This is a genomic window from Draconibacterium sp., assembly GCF_041583095.1.
GTDB lineage: Bacteria > Bacteroidota > Bacteroidia > Bacteroidales > Prolixibacteraceae > Draconibacterium.
In genome coordinates, this window is record NZ_JBFHGM010000005.1 from 39,910 (window position 1) to 48,353 (window position 8,444).

General features: G+C 39.3%; 7 protein-coding genes. 4 read left to right on the plus strand and 3 right to left on the minus strand.

Translation table 11 applies throughout. The features are described from left to right. Positions 1–141: 141 nt before the first annotated feature. The 3 genes from ABZB17_RS00885 (at position 142) to ABZB17_RS00895 (ending at position 4,497) form a co-directional block, all read left to right on the plus strand. Positions 142–2,571 (plus strand): ATP-binding protein, encoded by a 2,430-nt coding sequence (locus tag ABZB17_RS00885; RefSeq protein WP_372647426.1) that lies wholly within the window; start codon positions 142–144, stop codon positions 2,569–2,571. 66 nt (positions 2,572–2,637) lie between these two features. Further along, the gene (locus tag ABZB17_RS00890) at positions 2,638–4,008 is read left to right on the plus strand and encodes a sigma-54-dependent transcriptional regulator (RefSeq protein WP_372647427.1); all 1,371 of its coding nucleotides are present in this window, start codon (positions 2,638–2,640) and stop codon (positions 4,006–4,008) included. 81 nt (positions 4,009–4,089) lie between these two features. Continuing rightward, on the plus strand, positions 4,090–4,497 hold the full coding sequence (locus tag ABZB17_RS00895; protein ID WP_157493573.1) for a response regulator: 408 nt from the start codon (positions 4,090–4,092) through the stop codon (positions 4,495–4,497). A 179-nt stretch (positions 4,498–4,676) separates the two neighbouring features. On the opposite strand, the gene ABZB17_RS00900 is transcribed toward ABZB17_RS00895, so the two are convergent. After that, entirely contained in the window at positions 4,677–5,009 is a 333-nt protein-coding gene (locus tag ABZB17_RS00900; RefSeq protein ID WP_372647429.1) for a phosphoribosylpyrophosphate synthetase, read from the minus strand. A 537-nt stretch (positions 5,010–5,546) separates the two neighbouring features. Here ABZB17_RS00900 and ABZB17_RS00905 point away from each other — a divergent pair. After that, the gene (locus ABZB17_RS00905; RefSeq protein WP_372647431.1) at positions 5,547–6,167 is read left to right on the plus strand and encodes a YqaA family protein; all 621 of its coding nucleotides are present in this window, start codon (positions 5,547–5,549) and stop codon (positions 6,165–6,167) included. On the opposite strand, the gene ABZB17_RS00910 is transcribed toward ABZB17_RS00905, so the two are convergent. Beyond that, positions 6,164–7,945, minus strand: coding sequence for an ABC transporter ATP-binding protein (locus tag ABZB17_RS00910; protein ID WP_372647433.1), 1,782 nt, complete (start codon positions 7,943–7,945; stop codon positions 6,164–6,166). The two genes, ABZB17_RS00905 and ABZB17_RS00910, sit on opposite strands and share 4 nt — an antisense overlap. Then, a partial coding sequence (locus ABZB17_RS00915; protein WP_372647434.1) for an ATP-binding cassette domain-containing protein occupies positions 7,945–8,444 on the minus strand: 500 nt, incomplete at its 5' end. The genes ABZB17_RS00910 and ABZB17_RS00915, both read right to left, overlap by 1 nt.

An 8,444-nucleotide genomic window follows, 5' to 3' on the forward strand; every position in this document is an offset into this window, starting at 1 on the left:
TAAAACAGTATTTAAGCAGCGCATCTCTCCTTAACAAGGGCAATTCGTTAAAATCGTATAAATAATAGACACTTTATTCCTTAATCCGCAAAAGTATCTTTATCTTATGCTTTTAATAACAGTGTATTTCAATTATAATCAATGCCCGACAACTCAAATAATTTTAAACTTTCCCTTAGTTCACTTTCAAAAACGATTAACAGTTTACTGAATAAAAAGGAACTGAACGAAGAAAACCTGATTCAGATAGAACAGTGGCTGTCATTTCATCTCAATAAAATACGCATAAGAAAACTCGAAGATGTTTCCATTGTTGGGGAAAAGGAAACCGAAGAACGCACAAAAAAAGATGGTGTTTTTATTTTAAATACTGCCGGAGATATACTTCTCGACCCCGGATTTCAGAATTATCATAACGACTATACCGAGCGTCCGGAGAAACTGAATCTTGCCGATTTGGTTGAAGAAAGTACGCTAAACGAATTTAATTCAGCATTTCTTGAAGCTTTGAGCGAGAAAAAGAACACAAAAGCCGATGTGCTGCTTAAAACGGGTATAAACCGGCAGCGTGAATGTGTTCTTGAATTTGATATGTTGGCCAGTAATACCGATAACAACCGGGTTATTGTTTATTATTCGTTCAAGGATCTTCAGCATGTGCACCTGGCCGATTTCCAATCAATTGTTTTAAATAACCTGCCTGGAATGGATGTATTTCTGTTCGACCCGGAATACCGTTATATCCTGGCGGGAGGAAAAGAAAAAGAGAAGTACAATTTAACCAACTCCAGCTTTATCGGGAAAACACTTTTTGATGTGTATACCAAACAAGATCAACGCCGGTATTTTCCGTTTTACAACAAAGCAATAAACGGCGAATTTACCGAAGGAGAAGTTCGGTATAAAAAAGATGTGTATTACATTGCTGCAGCTCCGGTAAAAGACATTGAAGGGAATACAGTGGCCGGAATTCTTATATCGCAGAATGCTACAAAAGACAAAATACTGGAAGAAAAGCTGATTAAAAGTAAAGAGGAAGCGCAGCGTGCCAACAAGGCAAAATCGATATTTCTGGCCAATATGAGCCACGAAATCCGCACTCCGCTTAATTCAATTATCGGATTCACCGATCAGCTAAAGAAAACAAAACTGGATGAACAGCAGCAGAAATTTATTTCGCTAATCAATAACTCATCCGAGCATCTCCTTTATTTGGTAAACGAAATTGTATTCCTTTTTAAACTGGGTATGGACAAGGTTTACATTGAAAAAACCAGCTTTTCGATTAAAGAATTACTCAACGAGCTGGCTGATGATTATACCAAACAAGCTGCCGCGAAAAACCTGGAATTTAAGATGGCAACCGACAATGCACTCCCCGAATTTGTACAGGGAGATCCTTTCCGCTTACGCCAAATACTGATGAATTTGCTGGTTAACGCATTAAAATATACCGAAAAGGGTGAAATTAAATTCAGTACCACGGTTACCCGAAAAACAAAAAAAATGGTTGAACTGTTTTTTGAGGTAAGCGATACGGGAATTGGAATTGATGAAAAAGACCTGCCTTATATATTCGATGTTTTTGAGCAAGGCAACAAACGAACGGAAAAAATTCGCGGCGGTGCCGGGCTGGGTTTGGGAATATGCAAAAAGCTTGTTACTCTTTTTAAAGGCGACATTACCGTGAGTAGCAAAAAGAACGAGGGCAGCACATTCAGGGTAAACATCCCTTTGGAATTATCGAAGGCAAAACCTCGGAAAGAAAAAGTAAAATCGTACGATCTTGACGACAGCCTTCTGCGCGGAAAAAGAATTCTTTTGGCCGACGACGACAAGCATAACCGCATGTTATCCGAATTGATTTTAAAAGGCTGGCAAACTGATTTCACGCTGGTAAAAGATGGAGCAGAAGCTTTGGAAGAACTAAAAGATAAACAGTTCGACCTGGTATTGTTGGATATTCACATGCCACGAAAAAATGGCGTTGATGTGGTAAAAAAAGTACGCGCTAATAAAGGGTTGAATGCCGATACACCATTTGTTGCATTAACGGCAAATGCGTTAAAAACCGATATTAATACCTATCTGAAAGTGGGTTTTAACGATTATGTTATTAAACCTTTCTACGAGCTTGATTTATACAATAAAGTTTGTAACATTTTGCAGATTGAGCATAACGAGAAACCGAGTGCGGTAATCAGCGAAACCATTGTTGAAGAACCGGAAACTGGCGATACATTTAATGTACACGACCTGGAAAAAACAGCTGCCGGCGACAAGCAGTTTTTTAATTCGATGATTGACAATTTTACCGATAATGCAGCAACATTGCTGGCAGAATTTGAAGTTGGGTTGAAAAACGAGGATTGGAAAACTATTGGAGAAAGAGCACATAAAGCCATTCCGTCGTTTAAATTTTTTAAACTAAACGGCACAGCAAACGTACTTTCAAAAATCGAGGATTTGACTTTAAGAGACCGGCAGTTTGATGCGCTGCCCGATACGGTGCTAAAGGTTTCGGAGCAAATAGAAGAAATAGTAAAACAGGCAAAGGCAGTTAAAAAATAGACCCCAGGTCGGGTAAACTTTTTAGTTACACTTTTGTATAAACTTATACCAACATAAATTCAATATATGAAGAAGATATTGATTATTGACGATGATACATTCATCTGTGAGCTATTAAAAAAACATCTTCAAAACAATAAGTACGGTGCCGAAATTGCTTTTAACGGAAAAGGCGCACTCAAACTTTTTAAGGAGAATAAATTCGACCTTGTTTTATGCGATTTCAGGTTGCCCGACAGCAGCGGGCTCGACCTGATGCAACAACTAAAATCGATAAAACAGTCGGTTCCGGTAATTATAATGACCGCCTACGCCGATGTTAGAATGGCCGTAAAATTAATGAAACTGGGTGCCAGCGACTACATTACAAAGCCCATTCAGCAAGAGGAACTTTTGGGGCTGATAAAAAAACTATTGTCAAAACCTGAGCCTTCAGTGGCAAAAAAAAGCCGGAGAACGGTTTATTCAAACGGCGATTTTATTATTGGCGACAGCCAAAAAATAAAGTACGTAATTAACCTGGCTCGCAAGGTAGCACCTACCGATATGTCGGTAATTGTTTCGGGCGAAACCGGAATTGGGAAAGAATATATTGCGCGTTTTATTCACGAAAACAGCCTGCGAAAAGACAAACCATTTCTGGCGATCGATTGTGGTGCCATTCCGAAAGAACTGGCAAACAGTGAGCTTTTCGGACATATAAAAGGGTCGTTTACAGGTGCAATTTCCGATAAAGTGGGTGTTTTTCAGAAAGCTGATGGTGGCACCCTTTTCCTTGATGAAATAGGTAACCTGAGTTATGATGTTCAGTTAAAACTTTTACGGGCCATCCAGGAACGGGTTGTTTCGCGTTTGGGAGATGACAAGCAAAAAAGTATTGACATACGCATAATTGCAGCAACAAACGAAGATTTAAACCACGAGGTAAAAGAAAACAATTTCAGAGAGGATTTGTATCACCGCTTGAACGAATTTAAAATTACCCTGCCCCCACTACGCGAACGCCCCGAAGATATTAAGGTTTTTTTGAGCCATTTTATCGACAGTGCCAACAAAGAGCTTAAGCGAAATATTAGTGGCGTTACGCCCGAAGCCGAATCGGTTATTTTAAAATATCCATGGTACGGCAACCTCCGCGAACTGAAGAATGTGATAAAAAGAGCGGTGTTAATGGCTGAAGGAGAACAAATTGACACCGAATGTTTCCCCTCAGAGATTTTACATCCGGAGACCAGCAGCAACCATACTCAAACCGTTACGGTACAAAACATTAACACCGATTCGAAATTAAAACATGCGTCTTCCGAAATTGAAAAAAAACTGATAATTGAAACCATACAGGAAGCCGGTTACAATAAATCGAAGGCGGCAAAAATTCTGAATATCGACCGAAAAACACTCTACAACAAAATAAAATTGTATGATATAAAACTATAGTTTAAATGCGTTTAATAATGAAGTTTGCTGCTTGGTTTTTGGAATAGTATTTGGATTACCAATAGCAAAACAAATTATAAAATGGAGATGAATACAGGATATAAGAAAATTATATTCATAGATGACGATACGGAGATGGTGCGTATTTATAACTCTATTTTGGAACAAAAAAAACTATCGGATTATCTCATACATTTCGAAAACGCTCAGAAAGGTATCGACTATTTAAAACAAATAAAGAACAAGGAAGATTTACCGGATTACATTCTTTTAGACCTGTATATGCCGGTTATGGACGGATTTAAGTTTCTGCAATATTTTAACGAGCTGAAAAAATTGAAAAAATCGATAGAGGTTTTTGTGTGCACATCTTCGCAAAAACAAGACGACCGGAATAAGGTTATGCAATATCCATTTGTAAGTGCATACCTTGAAAAACCCTTGTCGACTGATTTTCTTGAACTGTTGATTGAAGATTGCGAGCACTAGAAGCTGTTTCCTCAATTTGTATAAAAAAATCTACAACACCTCCTATTGCCTGAAACACCGAGGCAATTTTTTATGCTCAAATTTTCCCGATATACACTGCTATTGATTCCCAGTGGCTTTCATAAAAAAAGGCAGCGCGACTTGCCTGCCTTGAACGATCGTATTTTTTAATCTATTTACTATTTCCCATTCTCAAATTGTTTCTGGGCTACATGGTTCATAAACTTCGAAACGGTTTCCGAGCCATCAACACCAAATGCATCTACAACTGTTCCTTTCTCACCGGTATCGGTTCCAACAGCATATAAAATGCTCATGTCCGATGGATTTGTTGCCCCTTCGAAACGGTGCAACTCATGCAGCTCAACACTTGATGGTAAATATTTGCGCGAACTTTTTCCTTCAGAAAGTACTCCATCCGGCTCAACATTAAAGTTGTGCGTATAACCTCTTGATTTTAAACCCTCAATGGCTTCCACCATTGTATCGTAATTATTATTTACTCGTTTCATTTCTTTAAATTTTATAGCGTTACTAATCAGGAGAATTCCTGAAACTTGTTCAATTCTCCAAATTTCAAAATCCCCTGTTACTATACTATATGGCAAAATCCTGCCATTTTATTATCGAGGTTAGTCAGGATGTTTTTTCTAAATCTCAATCAAGTCACCATTGTTTAAGCGCCTGGCGAAAATCAACACAACAACCTGTCTTTCTGATATTTAAAACAACCACCCTTTCTCAGATTCAGAGCAAGTTCATTCAAAACTTAAACACAGATTATATTTCCTGAACTTACAAGGAAAATGAACTACATTCATAATTTCCCCAAAATGAGTAGGTAAATCCACACAGTCACCCGGATAAAAAGCCTCACCTAGTTTACTTTCAACTGATATTTCATTCCATAAAGAATTTTAGCTTCTTTTTCAGTCCCCGTTAATAAGATGTTAAAGTTTATTTTTTGTGCCTCACATCACAACATTTCAAAATCAAATTGTGTTATATAGTACTGTTTTTTGATTTTACGGTACCGATAATAGAACATAATGATTAGGAATTTACTATATAGTCTGTCCCCCAGACGCTTATTGATATTAAACCGCTATTACCGCATTACGCAGTTTTATCCGTTTCTGAAAAGCACTGCCTATAAAGGCGCAACAATTGCAACAGTTTTTATATTGTTAGTGGTTAGTCTTGAAATTTTTCTGTTGGATTTCAATTTAATTCTCAACAACCTGGTGGATACTTATTCGCCAAAGATTATTTATTCGGTATTTCTTTTATCCGAAACATTTTTAGGATTAGTACCTCCTGAAATGTTTATCGCCTGGGCATCGAAACTGGAAATTCCTTGGAGAGCATTGTTTATTTTAGCAACGCTATCATACATTGGCGGTATTATTTCCTACTTTTTGGGAACACGCCTGTTTCTTATTCCTTCGGTAAAAAACCACATCGAAAACAAAGTGCAGAAACACATCGCCAACCTTCGGAAGTGGGGTGGCATATTTGTTTTTCTGGGAGCTGTTTCGCCTGTTCCCCACTCAGTTGTAAGCCTTGCATCAGGCCTTATCGGATACAATTTTAAAAGCTATTTACTTTGGTCGCTATTCAGGTATTTTCGCTTTGTAATTTATGCCCTGGTAATTTTCGGGATTTTTTAAGCTTGCTGCTCTTCCTCCTCAAACTGGTGTAAAAGCCGGGCATATTTTCCGCCGTATTTCAGAAGTTGTTCGTGATTGCCATGTTCAATGATTTGTCCGTCTTCCAGCACCAGAATCATATCCGAGTTTTTTATTGTACTCAAGCGGTGCGCTACAGCAATTACCGTTTTTCGGGAGAAAATATTGGCAATAGCTTTTTGTATGTACTGTTCGGTAATTGAATCAACAGCACTGGTTGCCTCATCAAGAATAATTAGCTCGCTGTTTCCGGCAATGGCTCGTGCAAACGAGATCAACTGCGCCTGTCCTTTCGAAAGGTTATCACCATTATCCTGAATAACAAAGTTGTAGGCTCCGGGCAACTGGTCGATAAAATAATTGGCATAAACAAACGATGCCGACTGCTCCACATCGTTGCGTGAAATGGATTTACGTCCCAGCGAGATATTGAATTCAACCGTATCATTAAACATGTAAATATCCTGCTGCATAATGGAAATCGTTTCGCGAATCTGCCCTATTGGAATTTCAGACAATTCGATTCCGTTAATTTTTATACTTCCGCGATAACCGGTGTATGTTTTTGCCAATAAACGGATAATGGTAGATTTCCCCGATCCGGTGGTGCCGACCAAAGCCAGGCGATCACCTTTTTGCAATTTAAACGACACATCTTTCAGCACGTCGGGAGTATCTTCCGAGTAGCGGAAAAACACATTTTTAAACTCGATTTCCTGCAAAGCTATTGCTTCGGGAACTGTGTCTGACGGTTCTGCTTTAGGATCTTCCACCTGCTGATCGAACATTTCGCTGATGTGCTCAAGCGCCGACATGGCCCGTTGAATGGTTGAAATTTGCTGGGCAAACTGTTTTACCGGCACAAAAAGGCGCTCTAAAGTGGTTACAAATACAATGAGAATACCCAGTGTATAACCGTAATCCCATATCTGAATGGCACCGTACCAAATCACCAAAGCCGTGGCCACCGAAGTAATTCCTTCCACAATCGAATAAAGGAAAGAATCATAAACATTCGATTTATTTTGGGCATCGCAAAATTGTTTGTTCAGGTCGTCGTATTTATTCAGCACCTTATCCTCAGCGGCAAAAAGCTGAACGGTTTTCATTCCTGTTAATGCCTCCTGCAAATAAGCGGCCGATTTTGCTAGGCTTGTTCGTGATGTATTGTATGCTTTCCTGATCTTTTTCCTTAGAAAATTTATTGCCAGAATAATTACCGGAACCACCAGTAACAACACCAAAGTAAGACGCCAGTTGATGTAAAAAAGATAGCCCACCAGCGCCAAGGTTTTTATACTGTCGGCCAGCAAGCCGAGCACCCCGGCAGCAAACGAATCCGAAACAGCTTCCATGTCGCTCGTAAGGCGCGACAAGGTTACTCCAATAGGCTTTTTATCAAAATAACTCAACGGAAAACGCAGCGATTTGCCAAACAAGCGCCGGCGCAAATCAACCACTGCCAATCCTCCAGCTTTTGAAAAAGAGTAACTGTAAACCCCGTCGAACAGAATATTCAGAATCAGTGCTAAAGCAAGAAAAATGCTTTGTCTGATCAGGCCGTCCACATTGCCCGGAACGATATAATTATCAACGATATCTTCAATCAACCAAAGGAATAGAATGCCTGCTCCGGTAGTAACCGGAATGGAAGCAAGACTCAGAAAAAACCACTTTTTGTGCGGTTTAAAATAGCCGGCAAACTTTCGGAACAGCTGCCAGTCGACATTTTTTATAATATTGTTTTTGCTTCTGTTCATTACTGCATTTCTTTATTCGTTTCACCTTCCTGTTGCAGTTTCGCAATGTCGCGGTAGAAATCCGAATATTTTAACAATTCTTCGTGATTTCCTATAGCCGCCATCTTTCCATCTTCCAGCACAATGGTAAAATCGGTTTTCTCCAGTACACTCACCCGGTTCGAAATCACAACCATACTTTTCACGGCATAGTTTTCCACAATTTGTTTTATCATGAAACGCTCGGTATCAGTATCGACAGCTGAAAACACATCATCGAGAATCAATAATTCGCCCTGTGTATAAAGTGCCCGTGCGAGGCTAATTCGCTGTTTTTGTCCGCCCGAAAGCATAATACCTTTCTCTCCTACCATTGTTTTCCCTTTTTTAGGGAAACGCAACAGTTCGTCGGCAAAAGCGCTTTTATAAATCACATCGTCAAAACGTTTCTCATCAATCGTTTCGTCCGAGGTTAACCCGATATTGTTCTCAATGGAATCGGAAAACAGAAACACCTCCT

Excerpts from the sequence above, each read along its gene's own strand:
- ABZB17_RS00885 (WP_372647426.1), top strand. The coding sequence starts at position 142 with ATGCCCGACAACTCAAATAATTTTAAACTTTCCCTTAGTTCACTTTCA.
- ABZB17_RS00890 (WP_372647427.1), top strand. The coding sequence starts at position 2,638 with ATGAAGAAGATATTGATTATTGACGATGATACATTCATCTGTGAGCTA.
- ABZB17_RS00895 (WP_157493573.1), top strand. The coding sequence starts at position 4,090 with ATGGAGATGAATACAGGATATAAGAAAATTATATTCATAGATGACGAT.
- ABZB17_RS00900 (WP_372647429.1), bottom strand. The coding sequence starts at position 5,009 with ATGAAACGAGTAAATAATAATTACGATACAATGGTGGAAGCCATTGAG.
- ABZB17_RS00905 (WP_372647431.1), top strand. The coding sequence starts at position 5,547 with ATGATTAGGAATTTACTATATAGTCTGTCCCCCAGACGCTTATTGATA.
- ABZB17_RS00910 (WP_372647433.1), bottom strand. The coding sequence starts at position 7,945 with ATGAACAGAAGCAAAAACAATATTATAAAAAATGTCGACTGGCAGCTG.